General features: G+C 33.7%; 16 protein-coding genes. 1 reads left to right on the top strand and 15 read right to left on the bottom strand.

From position 1 onward, the window contains the following. Positions 1–27 precede the first annotated feature (27 nt). Entirely contained in the window at positions 28–669 is a 642-nt protein-coding gene (locus KMW28_RS11170; protein WP_169663347.1) for a YceI family protein, read from the bottom strand. A 40-nt stretch (positions 670–709) separates the two neighbouring features. Beyond that, on the bottom strand, positions 710–1,219 hold the full coding sequence (locus KMW28_RS11165) for an HIRAN domain-containing protein (RefSeq protein ID WP_066207223.1): 510 nt from the start codon (positions 1,217–1,219) through the stop codon (positions 710–712). A 144-nt stretch (positions 1,220–1,363) separates the two neighbouring features. Here KMW28_RS11165 and KMW28_RS11160 point away from each other — a divergent pair, with 144 nt between their 5' ends. Continuing rightward, complete coding sequence (locus tag KMW28_RS11160) at positions 1,364–1,888, top strand: hypothetical protein (RefSeq protein WP_169663348.1); 525 nt, start codon at positions 1,364–1,366, stop codon at positions 1,886–1,888. Between the two features lie 50 nt (positions 1,889–1,938). Here KMW28_RS11160 and nadE read toward each other — a convergent pair whose 3' ends face one another. From nadE to KMW28_RS11095, 13 genes are all read right to left on the bottom strand, one after another. After that, entirely contained in the window at positions 1,939–3,930 is a 1,992-nt protein-coding gene (gene nadE / locus KMW28_RS11155; RefSeq protein WP_169663349.1) for an NAD(+) synthase, read from the bottom strand. 136 nt (positions 3,931–4,066) lie between these two features. Then, on the bottom strand, positions 4,067–5,485 hold the full coding sequence (locus KMW28_RS11150) for a ferrous iron transporter B (protein ID WP_205958144.1): 1,419 nt from the start codon (positions 5,483–5,485) through the stop codon (positions 4,067–4,069). A gap of 7 nt (positions 5,486–5,492) precedes the next feature. Continuing rightward, positions 5,493–6,269 (bottom strand): FeoB small GTPase domain-containing protein, encoded by a 777-nt coding sequence (locus KMW28_RS11145; RefSeq protein ID WP_205958145.1) that lies wholly within the window; start codon positions 6,267–6,269, stop codon positions 5,493–5,495. Further along, entirely contained in the window at positions 6,256–7,221 is a 966-nt protein-coding gene (locus KMW28_RS11140) for a metal-dependent transcriptional regulator (protein ID WP_169663350.1), read from the bottom strand. The genes KMW28_RS11145 and KMW28_RS11140 overlap by 14 nt, the downstream gene beginning before the upstream one ends. Positions 7,222–7,453: 232 nt before the next feature. After that, on the bottom strand, positions 7,454–8,050 hold the full coding sequence (locus KMW28_RS11135) for an OmpW family outer membrane protein (RefSeq protein WP_169663351.1): 597 nt from the start codon (positions 8,048–8,050) through the stop codon (positions 7,454–7,456). Positions 8,051–8,057: 7 nt separating this feature from the next. Then, on the bottom strand, positions 8,058–8,726 hold the full coding sequence (locus KMW28_RS11130; protein ID WP_169663352.1) for a DUF4136 domain-containing protein: 669 nt from the start codon (positions 8,724–8,726) through the stop codon (positions 8,058–8,060). Between the two features lie 231 nt (positions 8,727–8,957). Then, positions 8,958–9,359: a YkvA family protein gene (locus KMW28_RS11125; RefSeq protein WP_169663353.1), complete on the bottom strand. Its 402-nt coding sequence runs from the start codon at positions 9,357–9,359 to the stop codon at positions 8,958–8,960. Between the two features lie 162 nt (positions 9,360–9,521). After that, positions 9,522–11,789, bottom strand: a complete 2,268-nt coding sequence (locus KMW28_RS11120) for a M1 family metallopeptidase (protein ID WP_169663354.1) — start codon at positions 11,787–11,789, stop codon at positions 9,522–9,524. Positions 11,790–11,843: 54 nt separating this feature from the next. Then, on the bottom strand, positions 11,844–14,186 hold the full coding sequence (locus KMW28_RS11115) for a M1 family metallopeptidase (RefSeq protein WP_169663355.1): 2,343 nt from the start codon (positions 14,184–14,186) through the stop codon (positions 11,844–11,846). A 168-nt stretch (positions 14,187–14,354) separates the two neighbouring features. After that, positions 14,355–15,485, bottom strand: coding sequence for a glycerate kinase (locus KMW28_RS11110; protein ID WP_169663356.1), 1,131 nt, complete (start codon positions 15,483–15,485; stop codon positions 14,355–14,357). A gap of 1 nt (position 15,486) precedes the next feature. Then, positions 15,487–16,605 carry a DNA-processing protein DprA gene (gene dprA / locus KMW28_RS11105; protein WP_169663357.1) on the bottom strand — a complete coding sequence of 373 codons (1,119 nt, stop codon included), beginning with the start codon at positions 16,603–16,605 and terminating at the stop codon, positions 15,487–15,489. Between the two features lie 367 nt (positions 16,606–16,972). Continuing rightward, a complete protein-coding gene (gene rsmA, locus KMW28_RS11100) occupies positions 16,973–17,758 on the bottom strand; it encodes a 16S rRNA (adenine(1518)-N(6)/adenine(1519)-N(6))-dimethyltransferase RsmA (protein WP_169663358.1) in 786 nt (261 codons plus the stop codon). Positions 17,759–17,881: 123 nt separating this feature from the next. Beyond that, complete coding sequence (locus tag KMW28_RS11095) at positions 17,882–21,367, bottom strand: WD40/YVTN/BNR-like repeat-containing protein (RefSeq protein ID WP_169663359.1); 3,486 nt, start codon at positions 21,365–21,367, stop codon at positions 17,882–17,884. Positions 21,368–21,628: the final 261 nt, after the last annotated feature.

Here is a 21,628-nt window from a genome sequence, read left to right as displayed (position 1 = left end):
AATGCTTTTAAGTAAAAGCTTATATTTCTACTGAGCTGCTAACTTTGATTTGATGACTAAATCTACATCAGACCAAAGTTTACTTTTGCCGTCAGCACCTTTGTGAAGGTCGTAACAGATTTTGTTAAGTGCTTCGATAGCTCCTAAAGCATCCCAGTTACTCATATCGATATTACCTTTTAAAAGGATAATGTTATCACTTACTTTAGCATCTAAAGCGACTTCCTTAGTAATTCCATTTAATGCGATATCCACTAATGCCTTACCGTTTGAGAAACTTTTTACAACACCTGTAATTTTAGAAGTGTTGACCATTGATCCGAAGAAATGCTCAATGATTTTACCGTTTCTTGATTTATCGTTGGTCTCTAAACTATTGATTGGAATTTCGAAGGTTAATCCACTTAAAATATCTGATGGATTACTAACAGATTCTTTTGATGTTTTTACTTCAAATTCCTGAAAACGACCACTTACACCTACTTTATCAGTAGTCTTAAATGCAGTGAATGAAACAACAGTTTGTGCTGGATCATAGGCATACGATGAAGCCGTAGTTTCAACTTCTTTTGTGTTCGAAGATTCAGTTTTTGTTGAATCTTTTTTAGATGAACAGCTAAATATACTTAGAGCTAAAAGTACGATTAGAGATAATGAAAGTTTCTTCATGTTTAATATTTGTTTTATTTAGTAAATATTCTGTGTACAGCTATTGTTTTTTGATTTTGCGACTATAACGCTGTAAAGCGATCTCACACTCTAGATTTCCACCTTTATCATAGATTTTAGTGATGCTAGCTTCCACTGGCGAGCGGCTCATTAATCTTGACTTGATTTCGATAGATAAATCCATATCTAAAAAGCCAATTTGTTTGTCATTAAGTTTTACCACCTTAATCGCAGAATTATCATAACGGTTCAACTCATCGGGCAGCAATTTTAAAAGTTCACCAACCTTAGTTTTTTTGAGTATATCTTGTCTGTTTTCTCCAGTATCGTCGTTTGGGTAACGAGTACCAGCAACTACAGTATTTAAGATATCCATTTTATTCAAACAAGAAGGATCATCAAATCTACGCATGTAACGATCGTAGTTGTCTAACTCAATTTTTCGAGCTGCTACTTTTTTTGCTTTTTTGTTTTTATTTTTTTTGCCAAAAATTAGAATCGGTAAAAAAATAATAGCAATAACTATTAATGCTAAGATGATGTCCGTCATGATTAAAAAATAATTTACTCGAAAATAATAGTTAAACTTAGTTCTAAAAAAAATGAATCTATATTTTTAGTAAAATGTGTTATATTTATATCAATATTGAAGATCAGTAGGAGATTAGCAAACGAAACTTTTTAAAATTAGAATATGGAAATTATTATTTCAGTTATTGGTTTAGTGGTGTATTGGTACTTATCCAACTTAGGTAAGGATAAGAAAAAGACACCTCCCAATAATATTATAAATAACGAAAATATTGTTCCTCCAAGAAGTTCAGAAGAGGGATTCGATCAAGCTCCAAGAGAACAAAGATCTGCTCCATCAGAGCCCTCATCATTTTCTGAATTATTAGGAATGTTGTCAGATAATGTAGCTTTTGAAGAACACAAGAAGGCTAATAATCCATTTGATCCAGAAAGAGCCGAAAGACAACTAGAGGAAGATTTAGAGGAGTACAAACCAAAATCCATGATATCAAATAGAACGTACAACGATGGATATCAATGGAAGGATGATTATGCTAGGGATGATAAACTAACTTCTTTAGTTAGTAAAAAAACAACAAAGACCAGAAAGAAAAAGAAATCAAATACTGCAAAACTATTTAAAAGCCCATCAAGAATTAGAGATGCTTTTGTAATGAATGAAATTTTGCAAAAAAAATACGAATAGAAAAAAGCCTGTTGAAATGATCATCAACAGGCTTTTTTTATTTTTTTGCTTTACAACTCTGATAATTCGTTTCTAAATCCACCCGATAAGATTGGGAATCTACACCATGTTTTAGGATCTAAGTTTTTATCATCTAAATGGAAGGAAGGAGCATATCTTTCACGCTTCCATTGGTTCCTACTCCAAAGTTGGAAGAATTTCTTCACCCATGCTATAATTGTTTCTCTAGAAGCATCAGGATGATTTGCAGAAAGGAAAAGCTGACATTCTTGTGGTGATTTTTTATCACGAATGGCTAATTTTTCAATCTCTTCCAAGATATCATAAGGCATTAAATCTGCCTCATCTGTTTGTTTTGAATCTTTCGGACGTAATTCAGCCGTTGGTTGTTGATCATTGACCAATTTTAATTCTGGAACATTCCATTTGTTATCCAAACCATTTGTTTCCATCCATCTTAACCAACTTCTCAAATAATTCTTGTCGATTCCTGCAATTGGGCTTAAACCTCCACTTGTATCTCCATCCATAGTGGCATAACCTACAGCAGCTTCCGAACGGTTAGATGTGGATAATAATAAAGCACCATTGATATTCGCTAGCATCCACACGGATGGGGCACGAACTCTTGCTTGTATATTTTGAAGTGTGATATCGTCTGTATCCCAACCTAATTTTCGTTCAATGGCATTTTCAATGGCATTCAAGTAACCTTTATACATCGGGTTAACATCAATGGTATAGAATGTGGCACCAACTGCTTTAGCCAATTCAGTAGCAGCATTTAAAGTAACATCACCACTATTTTCGGTCGGTTGATAAGCTGTAGTCAAAATCTTTTCACAAAGTGCTTTATCGTCCTCACAATCTGATAATGCCGAGAAATAAGATAGCTTCGACTTAAATCCTTCTAATCCTAAATCTTCTATACCCATCTTAATCATTAAGTGAATAAGGGTAACAATGGAAGAAGAGTCAGCACCTCCTGAAAGAGAAACAACATATCCTTTGGAGAAACTTTTTCGCATATAGTCAAATAGACCTAATGCAACAGCTCTACCAAATTCTTCTTCTTTTATATTGTCTGAATGTTCCCACGATTCTTCTACTGGAATATGTTTTTCAGGAGTCGTTCGCGGTATCTTAAATTCGTCTTTGACTACCAAGTGATTTCCAGTGCCTGTATTCGATGTATGACTTTGAATTTGAGCCAATCGAGCAATATCCAAATCAAATGTAGCGGTAGTTACCTTATAATTATAGAAGGCAAAACGCTTACTAATTGATAAAAGCTTACCAGATAATGCAATCATCACCCCGCCATCATAAATAGCACGACCCGATTCATTACCTAAAAGATTGGCATAGATATATCCTACACCAAAGGCTCTAGAACCTTCTAAAACAAATCGTTTACGAACATCAAGTTTATCAAAAGCGAAATGACTTGCGGAAGGATTTAAAATAATATCAACTCCTTGATGATACAAAGTTCTACCTGGACGGTTCGCCACCCAAGCATCTTCACAAATTTCAAATCCTATTTTGACACCATTGACATTAAAAATCAAATCGCCAAAAGGGAAGGAGGTGTCACCCAAAATAGAAGCATAGCTGTCATCAAATTCGATAGTAGAAAATTCACCTTCTATCCATGGAGTAAACCAACGTGGTTCATAGTGAATTCCGTTACCTGCCAAATGTTTTTTTGCTACAAAACCTTTTATTTTCTGATTAACGATTAATACTACTGTATTATAAAGCTTGTTTTTAAATCTTAGTGGTAAGCCCACAGAAATGACAAGATCTTTCGTTAATGGGAGTATTTTTCCTAATATTTTTAAGGCTTGATGCTCTGTATTTGGAGCATAAAAAGCATCCTCACATCCATAACCTGTAATCGATAATTCTGGTAAACACAATATAGAAACGTTTTGCTCTTTAGCAGTTTCAATTGCGTTTTTTATATTTTCAAAATTGTTATTCCAATCCAATGGAGTCTGATTTAACTCAGCCCCAGCAACTTTTATAAGGTTTGTCATCTATTTTTTATTTTGATGTAAAAATAATCAAAATGTGAGGAAATATGGATTAAAAATAGAAAAAGCTCTCAAAAATGAGAGCTCATTAATTTATTCTATTTGTCTTTTCAAAATTTTGAGAAAACGTATTTATCAATTAAAGTAAGTGTGCAATTTGTGTAATCACAAAGCAAACTAAAAATCCCATAATCACAGGAAGAATAGAAGCTATTGTAGTCCATTTGGCACTATTTGTTTCTTTATATATCGTATAAATAGTAGTACTACAAGGATTATGAATCAAACTAAATAACATCACATTAATTGCTGTGAGGAAAGTCCAGCCTCCTGCTACTAGTACATCATGTGTATTGCTCATAGATTCCAACTCGAACATTACGCCATTTCCTTCACCGTATCCAACAATATTGGTCGTCATCACCGTAAGCATTAAGATGGTAGGCATAACAATTTCATTGGCAGGGATAGCTAAAATGTAAGCGAGTAGAATCACTCCGTTTAAGCCGACTAACCACCCAAACTGATCCATTCCTTGTATCATCCATAAAGCAATACTTTGATCTCCAATATTTACATTACAAACCAACCAAATAACAGCACCTGCAGGAGCCGCAAATACACAGGCTCTCCAAAGAACAATTAACGTTCTATCGATTAGGGAAGTATATATTGTTTGAAGAATACGTGGTTTTCTGTAAGGTGGAAGTTCTAAAGTAAATGAAGAAACTTCACCTTTAAGGAATGTTTTTGAAAGGAACAATGAAACTAAGAAAGTCAATCCGATGCCCAATAATGCTACACCAATAACGGCACCTGTAGCCACTAAAGTTTTATATTCATTGGGTACAATGGCTCCAATAAAGATACTTGATAACAGAATCTGAGTGGGCCAACGTCCGTTACACAATGAAAAATTGTTGGTAATAATTGCGATCAAGCGTTCACGTGGAGAATCGATAATTCTAGTGGCCACAACACCTGCTGCGTTACATCCAAAGCCCATCGACATGGTTAAGGCTTGCTTACCGTGTGCTCCAGATTTTCTAAATAACTTATCTAAGTTGAAAGCAATTCTAGGTAAATATCCTAAATCTTCCAAAATGGTAAACATGGGGAAGAAAATCGCCATAGGAGGTAACATCACAGAGATTACCCATGCAAGGCATAAGAAAACTCCATCAATTAAAAAGCCGGATAACCACCAAGGCATTACTGCTTCCGCTTGTGCCTTTAGAAATACATAGACATTGTCTAAAAGGATGGAAGCTAAAAACTCTGAGGGTACATTAGATCCTACAATAGTTAACCATAAAACAATAGCAAGCACCAAGAACATAATAGGGAACCCCCATATAGGACTTGTTACCACTCGATCTATTGCACGGTCTAAATTGAAATTCTCTTTTTCGTGATCTTTAAGAACCGTTTTCTCTGCAATTTCTGCAGCGTTTGTATAAATACTTTCAGAAAGCTTATCATGAAATTCTTGTCCGATTTCCCAACGTGTTTCAGCAGCTTCAGAAAGTAATTGATTGATTTGATCTTCTTTATTCATTCGTCACTTATTTATCATTGATAAATTCACCATTCTCAATTGCTTTGATAATGTCTCGATCTCCATCAAGCAATCGAAAAGCGATCCAACGACTATTTGGAAGGTTAGGATAGAGTTGTTCTATTTTATCCTGAATCCTTTTGACTTCCTTTTCTATTTTTTTAGGCACATTTTTGATGCGATGTGGAGAACATTTGATTTCTCCTTTGGCCACTTCATCAACTGTTTTCAATAAATCGGCTATACCGATACCTCTTAAAGCAGAAGTAGCAACTACAGGTATGCCCAATTCTTTTGATAAAGTACGTGTATCTATTTCTATGTTGTGTCTCTTTGCTTCATCAATAAGATTGACACAAAGTACCGCCTTATCTGTAATTTCTAATATTTGAAGCGCAAGATTGAGATTTCTTTCTAAACGTCCAGCATCAACGACAATAATAGTCACATCTGGCTTGCCAAATAGAATGAAATTTCTAGCAATTTCTTCATCTTCTGATGTCGACATGAGAGAGTAAGTACCTGGTAAATCGATGATCTTATATTTTGATTCATCAAAAATATACCCGCCTTCGGCACGACCAACAGTTTTTCCGGGCCAATTACCCGTATGTTGTTTTAGTCCTGTCAAACTATTAAAAACAGTACTTTTTCCTGTATTGGGATTCCCTGCCAAGGCAATGACATAATCACTTTTCTCTATCTCAACACCTAATCTTTTTAATCTTCCTTGTGGATTCTGACCGCAAGTATCACAAGGAGAGTTACTTTTATTGCTGCTCATCTTGATTTACTTTTTTGATTAAAATCATATTCGTTTGTTCCTTTCTTAAAGCAATTAATGTATCTCTAATGAGGAAAGCTTTGGGATCTCGCATAGGACTAACCATACTTATTTCAATATTAGATCCTTTTACAAAACCCAAATCCAGTAATCTTCTTCGGTTTATTCCTCTACATTCTTGAGATAGACTATAGATTATTGCTCTTTCGCCAGGTTTTAAATCAGTTAATCTGTTGATGTTTTTTGGTAAAACCTCAGCAGTTTCTATAATAACTACCTGAATGTTATTTAGTTCATTTTCTGAAAACTCAAAGTTTCTACTCTCAGAAGTATAAATCAATTTATCTTTTGATGATTGAATACTTAACAATGAACCTATATGAATATCCTTTTTAAGAAGTTCTAGATATACCTCCTTAGGTTCATCCTCAATGTGTATGATCTTTACTAAAGAATTCTGTTTGATTTTGGATAGGGGTCTACCTTTTAGTTTAGGTAAAACTCCATCTTTAGTGGGAATAGGATCACCATGTGGATCGAACTTAGGGTAACCAAGTTCTTTGTCCATCTGATCTACTTCTTCATCAGACAATAAATGTTCTTTGCGTTCAGCTTTGCTATGCCAATTTTCTTTAGAGAAACCTGTTTTTTCAGCTAAATACTTTTCGTAAATCCTATGTTTACGAATCAGTTGAATAGCCTTAAAATGCCCACTTTCCTCAAGTGAAATTTGTTCATTAGTTGATTTTATATCTTTCTTATCAAATAAAGATTGAAGAGCATTGTTGAATGCTTCATCAGAGACATTGACTAATTCATTATAAATATCATATGCTCTAACTTCTTTTTTATCCTCTTTGATTTTGAAAAGTATTTTTAAAATATCCTCTTCAATAAACTCAAGAGGGTATTTGTCAAATTGTTTTTTGAACCAATTAAATATTGTATTCATTTATTTTTATAGTAATGTAGTATATCCATCATAAAGATGGTTTTGACCTGAATGATGTGTTTTGATCTTATCATATAAAGGTTTACACAAATATACATAATATTTTTTAGGCAAGCCTAAAAATCACATTAATTACAAAAAAGGCAGCCATTTCTGACTGCCTTATTATCATTTATTTGATTTTAAATTATATGTCTAGAATCTTAAGAATATAATTCAATCAAATCTTGGTTTATAAATCGAATGCTAAACCAACATTGAATCCCCAATATTGTTGAGCAGAGTAATTTCCTGCTTCGAAAGCGTAATTATACTTTACATTGGTATGCAAGTAAATAGAAGATCCAATTGGTACAAGGACACCCACTTCTGGAGCTACTTGCATATGCCACTGTTTTCCAACAGAAGCCATAGAGCCCATTTGATTAGTGTATTCGTAATGAGCAGCACCAATTCCTGCACCTATGTATGGACGAATACCACCTTGTTCACCAAAATAATAATGATAAGTGGCCATAATAGGGAACTGATCAATGTAATTGTACTCTTGACCTGAAATGTGACCATTTTCTCCTGGTAATTCTACCGTGTTATATCCTTTATATTCGTAGAATCGTTGATACCCTAAGGAGAAACCAACACTCATTTTTGGATTAACAAAATGACGATATTCTAAGGTACCACCTCTAAAACTTGGAGCATCTGTAAATGCCTGAGTTTCTCCCATTGGTGCAGCCATGCTGTATTGGAAAGATAGAATTTTTTCTTGAGCAAATGTTGTTGCAGTAAAACCGATCAAAGCAACAACTAATGTGATTAACTTTTTCATATTAGTATTAGTTTGAGTCATTTGATTGGATATAAGGTGACTGAGTAAACATTTGCTTAATGTTTTTCTCTACTCTCATGATTTCATTCGCTGTGTTTGTAGTATACCCATTTGTTACACCTTCCCACATAATAGGGTATTGTACTTCTTTTTCATCAGAAGGTAAGTGAACTGGGATATTCTCAGCAATTTCCACTAACACTGTTCCTTTTTGGTAAGCGTAAACTCCTCTAACAGGGTAACCCCATCCTGGATATCCCCAACCTGGGTAACCCCAACCTGGATATCCCCATCCTGGGTAACCGCCCCACCAATCCCACCAAGTATAAACACTTGTAGTGGTTACAGAGTAGCAAAGAACTACCATGTCAGGATGGTCGTTACTTGTTTCTTCGATAAAGGTATAACCTTTAGCTTCCATTTCAGCTCTAGTGGTTTCTAATACCTTAATATCAAATTCTGTGGGTTCTGTGATTGTTGTATCACCTACGTGTACAACTTTCCAAGGCATCCCGAAAGTTTTCTTTTCCGAGAATAGTTCTTTTTTTTCAGGGTCATAATTGGTGATAACGACATCATAGTCGGAAACATATTCTGGTCCTTGTTTGGAACAGCCTATCAACATGATTGAAAAAAACACAAGCATACCAAATGCTTTGGATCTTAGTTTGTTCATTGTCATGATAGTTGTGATGGTTTAATAAAATTAGATTTAATTTGTTATACTTTTTACGACAATGAAGAGTTCATTTTAGTCAGTTTTTTTACCTTTATTTAAGTTTGCTTAATCAATTTTGGGTTATGAAAGAGTATTTAATTTAAGTTATTGGCTTTTTATAACACAATAGGCCTATCTGTTTGATAAGCCTAATTATTAATTATTGATAAAAAAATCTTTGTAAGTCAATTAAAATTCCAGTTGTTCTAAAGTTAATTCACTTCCGAATATTTTTTGTAGTACAAGTAACGCATTTTCCTTATGTTCTGGTTTGATATGCATGGCTACAGTAAAGAAGGCACTCGTTAAAGCTGCTAAATCGTCTGTAAAGCCTATACCAGGTGCAATATCTGGTATAAGATCAATAGGAAGGATGAAATAACCTAAAGCACCCATAATAACTAGTTTAGAAGTATTTGGAGTGTCTTCATCCAGCATTGTGTAGTAAAGTGTAACAGCATAAAAAGAAAGTTTAATCCCCGCTTTCTTTGCGTATTTCATTAATTTTCTCCAAAACTTAGCATCTTTAAATACACTACTGAATTTTATCAGTTGCTCGCCAGTAATCTTTAATATCTCGGTTTTATTCATTTGGTTTATTTCATTGATCTCTCCAACTAATATACATAAGCATTGTCAGACGAAAAAGGTAATTCTTCGTACAGATGATTTTTTGTAAGTAAAAATGCTGAAAATAAAAGAAGTAGATTCCCTTATTTTCAGCATCAATGGATTTATACTCTATAAAGTAGATTATTTCTTACTCTTATACAGTTGGAATCTATTTACCGGCTTAATTCTCGGGAAATGATTATTTGATGTATCAATATCAGCTGTTTCTCTGTTAGGATCTAAGAAGAAAGAAACGACCTCTTGGTCTGTAACAAATACTTTTGATACTACTACATCGTCTTTTTTCCAGATTTCAGCAGGAATATATCTCTTTTCCGTAGTACCGTCTTTATATTTCAATTCGATAATGATAGGCATAACTAACCCACCTATATTTTCGAAGTCCACCTGATAAGCAAATTTATTAGCTGCAATCCACTCTTTATCCTTATCATTTAAAGAAGAAGTATATTTTTCATATTTCATTTTGTCTTCTTCTGTTACTTCGTATTTATCATATGAATTGTAGAAATCTTTTAGTTCTGGCTTTTTATCTACACGAGTAACTAAACCTGCTTTTTCATTATTGATTTCTGTGATACTTGGTTTTTTATCAGCTTCTTGTTGTTTCGCTAAATTCATTTCCACTTCTGGATTTTGAGTGTCTAATGATAAAGCTTTTACTTCTTTAATACTGATATCGCAAGCTTCAGTGGTATAGAACCATCCTCTCCAGAACCAATCAAGATCCATTCCCGAAGCGTCTTCCATTGTTCTAAAGAAATCGGCAGGGGTAGGGTGCTTAAATTTCCATCTTTGAGCATATTCCTTGAAGGCATAATCAAATAGTTCTCTTCCCATTACTGTTTCTCTCAAAATGTTCAAGGCAACTGAAGGTTTTGCATAAGCATTCCAACCAAATTGCTTGATAGATTCTGAGTTGGTCATGATAGGAGAAATACCATCTGGATCACCTTCCATATATTCGATGATATTATCAGGGAATCCTTCCATAGATGGATAGTTCTTTTCCCATTCTTGTTCTGCAACAAATTGAAGGAAGGAGTTTAAACCTTCGTCCATCCAAGTCCATTGTCTTTCATCAGAATTGACAATCATAGGGAAGTAGTTGTGACCCACTTCGTGAATAACCACTGATAACATTCCGTATTTAATTCTTTTAGAATAGTTGCCGTCTTTATCCTGACGACCGTAATTGAAACAGATCATCGGATATTCCATACCATTATTGGCTTCAACAGAAATAGCCACAGGATAAGGGTAATCGAACGTCATTCGAGAATATACCTCAATAGTATGAGCAATAGCTTCTGTAGAATAACGATTGTATAAGTTATAGGCATCTTTTGGATAATACGACATGGCCATCACAGTTTTACCATTTTGCTCAACGCCCATGGCATCCCAAATGAATTTTCTAGAAGAACCAAAAGCAAAATCTCTTACATTTTCTGCCTTGTAGTGCCACATTTTAGTGCCTTTCCCTTTTTTCTTTTCGTTTTTAATTGCTTCTTTCTTTGTTACAATCTCAACAGGTTTCTCACTTGTTTTCGCTTGTTCTAAACGTTCTCTTTGAGTTTCTGATAGAACAGATGAATCTTGTAAAACACCAGTAGAAGCGACAATATGATCATCAGGTACCGTGATTTTTACATCATAATCACCAAATGTTAGTGCGAACTCACCTCGTCCAAGGAATTGTTTGTTCTGCCATCCGTTCACATCGTCATACACTGCCATTCTTGGGAACCATTGAGTGATTGTGTATAATGTATTACCATCTTTAAAAGTTTCGTAACCACCACGGCCACCCATGAGCGATCTATCATTGATATTATAGAACCACTTCACTTTAAAAGTATAGCTTTCACCTGATTTTAAATCTTTCGGAAGATCGACCCTCATCATCGTTTGATTAATGGTATAAGGTAAATCTGTTCCATCAGCATTTTTTACTTCTAGAATTTTGTGACCACCATCGTAATCAGGGAAACCATCAATCCTATTGAAATAAGAAGCATTGGCTTGTTCCTTGATTTTATTTTGTCTGATTTTATAGGTGTTTGAGTTGGTTGCCCTCATGTTTTGGTCTAATTGCACCCATAAGTATTTGATGTTATCGGGGGAGTTATTGGTATAAGTAATGGTCTCTATACCATGTAACTGATGTTTTTCTTCATCTAATAAAGCCTCAATAGTATAATCGGCTTTTTGTTGCCAGTATTTATGACCTGGAGCACCGCTACCTGTACGAAAGGCATTTGGTGTAGGAAGTTCTTCGTCTAACTGCTTAAATTTATTGTTATTATAGGCCTCTTTTTGACCAAAAACTGCAGAGGATAATAAGAGTAAGCTAGAAAGAGTGAATAGTTTGAAATGTGCTTTCATAGTAAAAAAAGAATGCCTCATCATTTATTCAATAATGAGACATTCTCAGTTATATTATTTCTTGTTTTTCTTCGCCTTTTGCATTGGGTTTAATCTACCGCTATCATAAGTTCTTGGTTGGTTAGCGCCAGACTTATATAATTTGAAACGGCTTACCTCAGGCTTTCTTGGATAATAGTTGTTCTCTGTATCAATATCAGCTGTTTCTCTGTTTGGATCAAGAACAAACTGTGTTACCTCTTTTTCTGTAACAAATACTTTTGAAACTACTGTATCATCCATTTTCCAGATTTCAGCAGGGATATACTTTTTCTCAGAAGAACCATCTGCAAATTGAAGTTCGATGATGATAGGCATTACTAGACCACCTACATTTTCAAAATCAACTTGATAGACAAAGTGCTTAGAAGCTAACCATGCTTTATCCTTTTTATTCAATTGAGATTGATACTTTTTGTAGTTATCAAAATCTTCGATATTAGGATCAAGAGGGTCATAGCTGTTGTAGAAATCCTTTAATTCAGGTCTCTTCTCAACTCTAGTAACCAATTTTTCCTCTTCGTTATGAATAGTTGTGATTTGCTTAGGTTGATTATCACGTTCTGCTTTTTGTTTAGCACTTTCAGCTTTTGGATCTTGAGTATCTAGTTCTTTTACGATAACATTCTTAATCGAAATATCTACCGCTTCAGTTGTATAGAACCAACCTCTCCAGAACCAATCTAAATCTACAGCAGAAGCATCTTCCATTGTTCTGTAGAAATCTGCAGGTTTAGGGTGTTTGAAAGCCCATCTTTGTGCATATTCTTTGAATGCATAGTCAAATAACTCACGCCCCATCACCGTTTCTCTCAAAATGTTTAAAGCTGTAGCAGGCTTACCATAAGCGTTATTACCAAATTGCTTTAACGATTCTGAGTTAGTCATAATAGGAGTGATATTATCTTTTTCACCTTTCATGTAAGGAACAATATTTTCAGCAGGCCCTCTTCTTGAAGGATAGCCATCTTCCCACTCTTGTTCTGCTAAATACTGACAGAAAGTATTCAATCCTTCGTCCATCCAAGTCCATTGTCTCTCGTCAGAGTTGACGATCATAGGGAAGAAGTTATGACCCACTTCGTGGATAATTACTGAAATCATTCCATACTTGATTCTTGGAGAATAAGTTCCATCTTTTTCAGGTCGACCGTAGTTGAAACAGATCATTGGGTATTCCATACCATTTGATGCTTCCACTGAAATCGCTACTGGATAAGGATAATCGATGGTATATTTAGAATAAACTTCTAAAGTATGCGCTACCGCTTCCGTAGAATACTGACCATACAATGGGTTCGCTTCCTTAGGGTAGTATGACATTGCCATTACAGTTTTGCCATTGATATCTACACCCATTGCATCCCAAATGAATTTTCTTGATGAACCAAATGCGAAATCTCTTACATTTTCAGCTTTGTAGTGCCAAGTTTTTGTATCAGAAGCTTGAGTTTTTTCTTTTTTCTCTGCTTCTTTTTGAGTGACGATAACTACTGGTTTATCTGATTTTTTTGCTTCCTCGAATCTTTGCTTTTCAGTGGCTGTTAATACATCATCAGGGTTTTGTAATTCACCAGTTGATGCCACAATATGATCAGATGGTACTGTGATTTTTACATCATAATCACCAAAAGTTAAAGCAAACTCACCATTACCTAAGAATTGCTTGTGCTGCCAGCCGTTGAAATCATCGTAAACAGCCATTCTTGGGAACCACTGAGTGATCGTATAGATTGTATTACCATCTTCAGCAAAAGTTTCGTAGCCACCACGACCACCCATTAATAAACGGTCGTTGATGTTGTAGTACCAATCAATTTTAAATGCGAAGTTTTCACCTGACTTTAATGGAGTTGGTAAATCAATACGCATCATTGTTTTATTGATAGTGTATTTTAGGTCTTTACCATCTGCAGTAGTTACTTTTTGGATCTTATGTCCACCATCATACTCTGGGAATCCATCAATAGCTGCTAATTGATTGATGTTTGTCCCTTTTTTGATTTTATTTTGTCTGATTTTGTAAGTGTCAGAATCAGTTGCTCTCATATTTTGATCCAATTGAATCCACAAATATGTAAGTGTTTCAGGTGAATTATTGAAATAAGTCACTGTTTCTTTACCATTCAATCGGTGAAGTTTTTCATCAATTGAAGCTTCGATAACATAATCAGCTTTTTGTTGCCAATATTCAGCTCCTGGAGCACCAGAACCTGTTCTGTATACGTTGGGAGTAGGTAGTTCTTCGTCTAACTGTTTGAATTTGTTGTTATTGTAGAACTCTTTCTGTCCATATGCAAAAGGAATACAAACCACTGAAAAAAATAGGATTGCAATCTTTTTGATTGAGTTTGTCATAGAGATGGAAGGTTGCTATTAAAAATTGAGTAAAATAAAAAAAAGACTTTATCATCTATTTTCTTAATCAGAAATGTAGGTATTTTCGATGGTATACATTTCCATTAATCCATGCAAGATGCTAAAAAAAACTTATTTAATGATACTATTTATTGTAAAATCTGTTAATTACATATCATGTTTTAAAGAGAATATTTTAGCTATTTCCTCAACAGTTTTATAAAGGTTTTCTTTACCTAATGATAGCATATCATCAAACCCTCTAAACTTTTGGTTGATATTGAATATACTGTAAAAAGGATGCTCTATATTGGTTGACAATTTATTATTACCAACCAAGGCTAATACAGGTATTTTTAATTCATTTCCTTTTATTGCTACTTGATAGGGAAGTTTACCATACAGACTTTGATCATCAATCGTACCTTCTGATGTGATAATTAATTTTGTATCAGAGAGTTGATCTTCAAAACCTGAACAATCCATCACAAATTCACTTCCTTTTAATATTGTGGCATTTAAGAAAGCCATAAAACCTCCTGCAGTTCCGCCGGCAGCACCACTTCCAATAGCATCATGAACTTCAATACTTGTAGCTATTTGTGTAAGGTCGGCAGCGTGGCTTAAATTATCATCGAGTATTTTAATGGTTTCTGCATTCGCACCTTTTTGAGGACCGAAAACATGAGCAGCTCCATTTTTTCCTAACAATCCGTTTTCAACATCCACAGCAATGTAAAAAGAAATACCCTCTATTTTATTTAGTAATTCTTGAATATCAAATGTTCTGATTGAAGATAAATTACCTCCGTTGGGTTGAATAGGTGTTCCGTCATCATTAATACATAGTAGACCTAATTCTGCCAGTGCTCCCAAACCAAAATCAGTTGATGCACTACCACCTAGACCAATAATTATTTCCTTACATCCATCATTAATCGCCTGCATCATCACTATTCCTAAACCTCTACTGCTAGCTTCTAAAGCGTTTCTTTTGCCTTCATTGATATCGGCTAACCCACAAACAGATGCCATTCCTATTACTGCAGTCGCATTGTTTACTTTGTAATAACCAGAAGTATGTGGTTGGTTTAATGCATTCACTGTGGCCACTTCGTTCCATGTCCCATTTTTATATAAGGCAATAACATGATCAAAATCGTCTCCACCATCGGCAAGTGGTAGATTGATCACTTCATCGTTTGGTCTATTATTTAACCATGCCTCTTGTATAATATTGGCAGCCTCAATAGACGAAATACAACCTTTAAAAGCATTAGGGGCAATTACTATTTTCATGTTATTTTAAACTATAAATATTTCCAGGCTTTAAACGAATAATACCTCTTAATTCAAGTTGTAGTAAGAAGCCTGACAATTTAGGAATTGGCGTTTGAAGTTGAATAGCTAATTCTTCTATGTGATATTCGTTTTCTTTCAATAAATCTACAATAGATAATTCATCTTTCGATAAATCTGAGGTATCAAATAGCGTTTTTTGAGTATTATTTTTTTCTTGAATATCCCAGTTCATCATTTTGATGATATCATCAGCAGAAGTGTATATTCTAGCTTTCTGATATTTAATAAGGTTATTACATCCTTCAGCTAATTCATCATTCACCTGTCCTGGAACAGCAAAAACTTCTTTATGGTAGCTGTTGGCAATATCTGCAGTAATAAGCGCACCACCTTTCTTTTTTCCTTGAATAACAATGATGACATCAGATAATCCTGCAATAATTCGATTTCTAGCAGGGAATTTAGGCCCATCAGGTTCAGCGTCCATTAAATTCTCAGTAATAAGACCGCTATTGTCGTCCTTAATCATTTCTATTGCAGTGTTTTTATGCATAGAAGGGTAGACTTTATTCAAACCATTGGCCATTACACCAATTGTTCCCACATTATTGCTTAATGATGATTTATGGGCTTGTATATCAATCCCATAAGCCAAACCACTAATAACAGCTATATCTTTAAATTTTGACAAATCTTCAATCAATTTATTGGTAACTGATTTACCGTAATAATTTGCCGATCGAGAACCTACAATTCCAATTGTTTTCTTGGCATAAAGCCCTTTTGCTTTTCCTTTCACATAAATAAGGTAAGGAGAGTCTTTCTGGTATTTTAAACGTTTAGGAAATTCATCATCGGTATATGATAAAACCCGAACATTGGCACTTTCAATTTTTTGGACCTCAAGATCAATTTTCTTTAAATATTTTTTTGATATCCCAATTGAGTGAATCGTATGTTCTCCAATACCACTTACTTTTTTTAGTTGAGTAGGCGAAGATTTAAATACATCTTCAGCAGATCCTAAATGACTTATTAATAATTTACTTGTTGCACCCCCAATTCCTTGGATGTTGTTAAGCCATAGTTCATAAAATTTGGATTCAGTGATGGTCATTTTCAGGTATTATTTGATTCGTTAAGAAATTATTTGTTAAATATAGTGTCATTTGTTTTAAATAAAAACAATAATTGAAATATTATTTAGCAATGATAATGAAAGGTAAAAAGTCCGTTATAGTATCAATTTAGATAATTTTATAAATGATGATTAGAGTATTTGTATTGAAGCATAACTTCATTACTAATGAAAAGGTAGGTATTAAAAAACGAAACGGGCAATGCTTTTGAATATAAAATATCAGATATATCTGGTAAATTAATTGTACAAAAAGCAATGCCCGAAAATGATGTTATCCTGATTTCTGTTTTTAATATTTATATATAGAATTAGGAATAACTTATATGTTGAAAAGCTAGTGAAACTATGATTTTCTTATTTCTTCAATTTCCACTGTCAATTGAATAAAATCATCTACACTTAAGGCTTCAGCGCGTAGAGAAAATATATCCTTTTTAAGGAAGTCAGCAGGAAGACCAAATGGCTTCATTGCATTTCTTAATGTTTTTCTACGTGTTGAAAAAGCTTGTTTAACTACCTTGAAGAATAATTTTTCATCGCAAGGCAGGGTTTTTCTATCGTTTCTTTTTAATGAAATTACTGCAGAATCAACTTTTGGAGGAGGATTAAATACCGTTGGAGGTACAGTGAATAGGTAATCGACATCATAAAATGCTTGAACAAGGATAGTAAGAATACCTGCAGTTCTTCCACCTGTTTTACAACAGATTCTTTCTGCTACTTCCTTTTGAATCATACCCACACATTCAGTAATCTGATCCTTATGTTCTAGTACTTTAAAGTATATTTGAGTAGAAATATTGTAAGGGAAGTTACCAATTAATCCAACAGGGTGAGGAGCAATTTTATCAAAATCTAATTTAAGAAAATCACCACCAATAATTTGATCTTCTGGTAAACCGACAACATCTCTTAAATAGTCTACAGATTCGGTATCTATTTCTACTACTGTAGTTTTTATATCATCTTTATTAAGCAAACGAGTAGTTAAAACTCCAGTACCTGGACCGATCTCATAGATTTCTTTATATCCACCATATTGAGTCATTGCATTCACAATATCGTCTGCGATTTGCATGTCTTCCAGGAAATGTTGTCCTAAATGTTTCTTAGGTTTTACGTTGGCCATAAATGATAATTTTATTATGCTTAAAATAGGGATACAAAAAACACCCTTTTATTTTATTATTACAAATTCAATAACAAACAGATACAGAAATTAACCACATCGAAGTAGGGTAAAGATCTAAATTTAGATGATGATGTGCTTGTCTTTCTTTTTGCTCACCATAAATTTCAAAGAGGTTACCTTATCGTCATATTCCAAATTGATGATGTACATGCCATCCGTTAGATAAGGTAATGTTAAAGGATATTTGTTCCAACCTTTATTCAATTTTATATATTTTCTCTCCAAAACGTTATTACCAATTAAGTTCATGATTTTGATATCAAGTAACTTTTTATCGTTGGATAAGATCTCTACATTTATTTTTTGATCACTTACAATTGATGGAGAAACACTGGCCTGAATTGGAATCAAATTGTTGAAAACAACATTGTTATATTCAGTGTCATGTTTGCCTTGAATATCAATGTAGGATATCGCCCAACCCCAATTGTTTTTTGATTTTGTGGAGGAAAGCTCAAATCTAAAATATACAGTGTCTTGGGGACTAAAGTGCTCTAAAAGATTAATAGAATGGGGGACTTCTAAGTTTTGAGATCCCATTGGATCTTTTTTATTGATCGTAAATGTCCAATCTGTATTGAATGAAGCATTATAATTCCCACTAATATTTTTCCAATGAATAAGGTCTTTTGAGGCCTGTATTGATACATGGTCATTCGTGTCAATTAATGCTATATCCTTATAGTAAAGTGTACTATTATAACGATCTAATACGATTGGAGATTTTAAATACGAATACTTTGTTTCATTTACTTTGTATGGGTGTTCAGTATGTAAAGAATATGAAAACCCTGGTGCTGAAAACTCATTGAATAAATTCCCAGTTAGTTTATTTTCAACGGAATCAGACTTATGATCAAAGTGAAAATGAGAAACAGAATGACCAAATTCAAAAGGTGAAATATTAGAAGATTTAGAAGTATAAGGAAGTGAGTTTTTATATCCAATGGCCGATAAATCATTGATAATATCCTCAGTTTTGAACTTCACATAGTTACCAGTGATTTCTATTTTACCGTTATCAATGAGTTTCCCTTTATGATAGAATTGCAGAGAATCATATTGACTTACGTTTTCCATTTCAACGATTAACTCTTTTTGTTTGTCATAATAACTACTAAGAATTTTTGGTTGTAAGGATACATCTAAATGAAGACTCCATATTCCTTTTCCTTGGCTGCCTATAAAAATGCTGTTATCTCTATAATGGATATTAAATACAGAAGTGGCAGGGAAATTACTTTTTAATCTATGCCAGCTTTTTCCTCCATCTAAAGTTTGGAATATGCCAATTTCGGTGCCAGCCCAAAGAATTTGATTGTTGTATGGAAATACAAAAAGGTCATACACTTGTACATTCGGTAGCGGGTGTCGAGACGTATTTGCGTACCCAGAAATATCTTTCCATGTCTTTCCATAATCATCTGTCTTAATAATTTTTGGAGCGTTATTAAAAGCAAAAGTGATATAGGCAACATTATGCAGAATTGGGTCGGATACAATCTTTGAGATTTGTCCAAGACTTTTACCATTGTATTTAAAATCGCTTGTTGCCGTAAAAGTTAAACCACCATCTTTTGATACATGAATTCTGTTGTCTTCCGTTATCTCACTACCTGTCCATATAATTTTAGGATTGACAGTAGAGACATTTATATCCATGTAGTCTGTTCTCTTCCATAACTTATTTATTGGACTTAACATCCATGAGTCTCCAAAGTTTTCTGAAAACCAAACACCACTTTCACCAATTGTATACAATAAGTTGGGTTGATTTGGAGCATCGACAATTTTACTGAAAAAAGGAGCCGCTTCATCAATATCTAATAAATCATTTCCTACTTTTTTAAACGAAAAACCTCCATCTAATGAGCGAAAGAAATGATTATTATATATACTTCCTATAAGTATATCAGGATTAGATTGATGCCATATCACATCAAATCCATCACCAGGCAATCCTCTTCTATACTTACTTGAAATACTTGGGTTTGTAGGAGATACCCAAGATCCATTTTCTTGAGTTCCACAGAAAAATTGATCTTTATAGGGATGCTTATCAATATCGAAAAAATGAGTTGAATGAAGACCATATGAAGCAAAATTCCATGAGTTGTCTTTTTCTCCAGGTTGATGATCTCTTTTACTCATGTAGACACCACCATCAGTAGCTGTAAGTAATTGGAAACTGCTGTCTTTCTTATTGTTGAGAATTAATAATTGATGGTGATCAGGATGTAATCCTTTAATATTTGACATGCCAGACCATTGAAGAAATTGGTTTGGACCATTAAATTCAGAATAAGCATCAGAAATAGGACTTAAAATAGCTTGTCCTGTTTCAAAATTTCTAATTGATAATTTATTAATATTTACTCCACCAATATAGAATGAGTAGGTTTCATAAGGATGAGGAGTGATGAAATTATTATACCAACCTTGACCTCCGAATAATTGATTAATTGGACTCTCAAATTGCAATCGTTTCCAAGAGTTTCCATTGTTCATAGAGACATAGAGTATTGCTTGTTTATTACCTTTTCCAGTTGTAGAGGCTAAAACGATAGAAGTATTTACAGAAGCAAATGCCAAATTGATTCTACCTGACATTTTGAAATTGTTTCCAACTTTACCCCAAGTTCTACCTGAATTAATACTCTTAATAATTCCTTGGTTTTTAACTCCAGCTAAAATCACTTTGAAATTATTAGGTTGATATTCTAAGGCTTGAATGATAGAACTTGATTCATAAACTCCTTCCCAATTTTCACCTTCATCCATTGTTTTCAGAATGAATGATCTTAATGTATTGTCATTTATCCTTTGCGTTGTCCCGATAAGGAGTGTTTTATGATCATAAGGATCGATAATAATAGAGGTTATTGCTTGAAATTTTTCATTCTCCAGCGTATTCTTTACTATTTGCCAAGTATTACCATTATCAGTACTTTTTAGTAAGCCATTGCCAGATTGTATATATCTTTTACCATATGCTTCACCGGTAATTGCATAAAATATCTGTGGTTGAGATGGAGATTGGATAATTTTTGTTATTGGAATATTTGGTAAAGAATCGGTAACACAAGTCCAATGCTTACCTCTGTTTTTTGTTTTCCAAATGTCACCTTCAGCAGTTGTAGCTAACCAAGTATTATCATTAGTATCAGATTTGTCTGATACTATGCTGTAAATTGTTCCAGATACGTTCGTTGGTCCATTTTTAGCCCAAACAATTGAATCAAAATAAGGGTTACTTTCTGATACTTGATGTGCTTTAATTTCTGCGTTTTTATATCCAAGTGGATAATTTGATTCATTATTCCCTTTTTTCGTACTCAAAGTATTTTTCATCTTTAAGAACTTTCCAGGCATATCAGCCCTTATAATCTTATCATTAAGTTTATAAGGATTTGGTTCTGTATCGGAAAAACTATATTCATTTATGAAAGGTGTGTCATCTACAGGGGCATAGAAAGTAGAGTAGATCCAAAAACCCACAACAGAAGATAATATTAGAATATATATAAAATAGTAAAATCTCTTCATCGGCAATTGGTTTACTACCTGTTCTAAAAAAAGAACACAATTAATTTGATTTTGAAGTTTGTTATCTTGTTATTCTTTCAAATAATTCAATAAATCCTTGATTATTTACAAAAATACTTAATTTGAATTGGTATATCTAACGATGGTAATATTCAAGGAAATCATTTAAACAATATTAACCTGTTTATTAAAGTAACTATTTTCAAAATACAGAATCACTTTCTTAATTATTATTTTTATTCAATCTAAGGTTAATACTAT

The organism is Flammeovirga yaeyamensis (assembly GCF_018736045.1).
Taxonomy (GTDB): domain Bacteria; phylum Bacteroidota; class Bacteroidia; order Cytophagales; family Flammeovirgaceae; genus Flammeovirga; species Flammeovirga yaeyamensis.
This window is presented reverse-complemented; position numbering and strand designations above follow the sequence as displayed.

Bases quoted from the DNA above. Each gene is read 5' to 3' on its own strand.
- KMW28_RS11170 (WP_169663347.1), bottom strand. From the start codon at position 669: ATGAAGAAACTTTCATTATCTCTAATCGTACTTTTAGCTCTAAGTATA.
- KMW28_RS11165 (WP_066207223.1), bottom strand. From the start codon at position 1,219: ATGACGGACATCATCTTAGCATTAATAGTTATTGCTATTATTTTTTTA.
- KMW28_RS11160 (WP_169663348.1), top strand. From the start codon at position 1,364: ATGGAAATTATTATTTCAGTTATTGGTTTAGTGGTGTATTGGTACTTA.
- nadE (WP_169663349.1), bottom strand. From the start codon at position 3,930: ATGACAAACCTTATAAAAGTTGCTGGGGCTGAGTTAAATCAGACTCCA.
- KMW28_RS11150 (WP_205958144.1), bottom strand. From the start codon at position 5,485: ATGAATAAAGAAGATCAAATCAATCAATTACTTTCTGAAGCTGCTGAA.
- KMW28_RS11145 (WP_205958145.1), bottom strand. From the start codon at position 6,269: ATGAGCAGCAATAAAAGTAACTCTCCTTGTGATACTTGCGGTCAGAAT.
- KMW28_RS11140 (WP_169663350.1), bottom strand. From the start codon at position 7,221: ATGAATACAATATTTAATTGGTTCAAAAAACAATTTGACAAATACCCT.
- KMW28_RS11135 (WP_169663351.1), bottom strand. From the start codon at position 8,050: ATGAAAAAGTTAATCACATTAGTTGTTGCTTTGATCGGTTTTACTGCA.
- KMW28_RS11130 (WP_169663352.1), bottom strand. From the start codon at position 8,726: ATGAACAAACTAAGATCCAAAGCATTTGGTATGCTTGTGTTTTTTTCA.
- KMW28_RS11125 (WP_169663353.1), bottom strand. From the start codon at position 9,359: ATGAATAAAACCGAGATATTAAAGATTACTGGCGAGCAACTGATAAAA.
- KMW28_RS11120 (WP_169663354.1), bottom strand. From the start codon at position 11,789: ATGAAAGCACATTTCAAACTATTCACTCTTTCTAGCTTACTCTTATTA.
- KMW28_RS11115 (WP_169663355.1), bottom strand. From the start codon at position 14,186: ATGACAAACTCAATCAAAAAGATTGCAATCCTATTTTTTTCAGTGGTT.
- KMW28_RS11110 (WP_169663356.1), bottom strand. From the start codon at position 15,485: ATGAAAATAGTAATTGCCCCTAATGCTTTTAAAGGTTGTATTTCGTCT.
- dprA (WP_169663357.1), bottom strand. From the start codon at position 16,605: ATGACCATCACTGAATCCAAATTTTATGAACTATGGCTTAACAACATC.
- rsmA (WP_169663358.1), bottom strand. From the start codon at position 17,758: ATGGCCAACGTAAAACCTAAGAAACATTTAGGACAACATTTCCTGGAA.
- KMW28_RS11095 (WP_169663359.1), bottom strand. From the start codon at position 21,367: ATGAAGAGATTTTACTATTTTATATATATTCTAATATTATCTTCTGTT.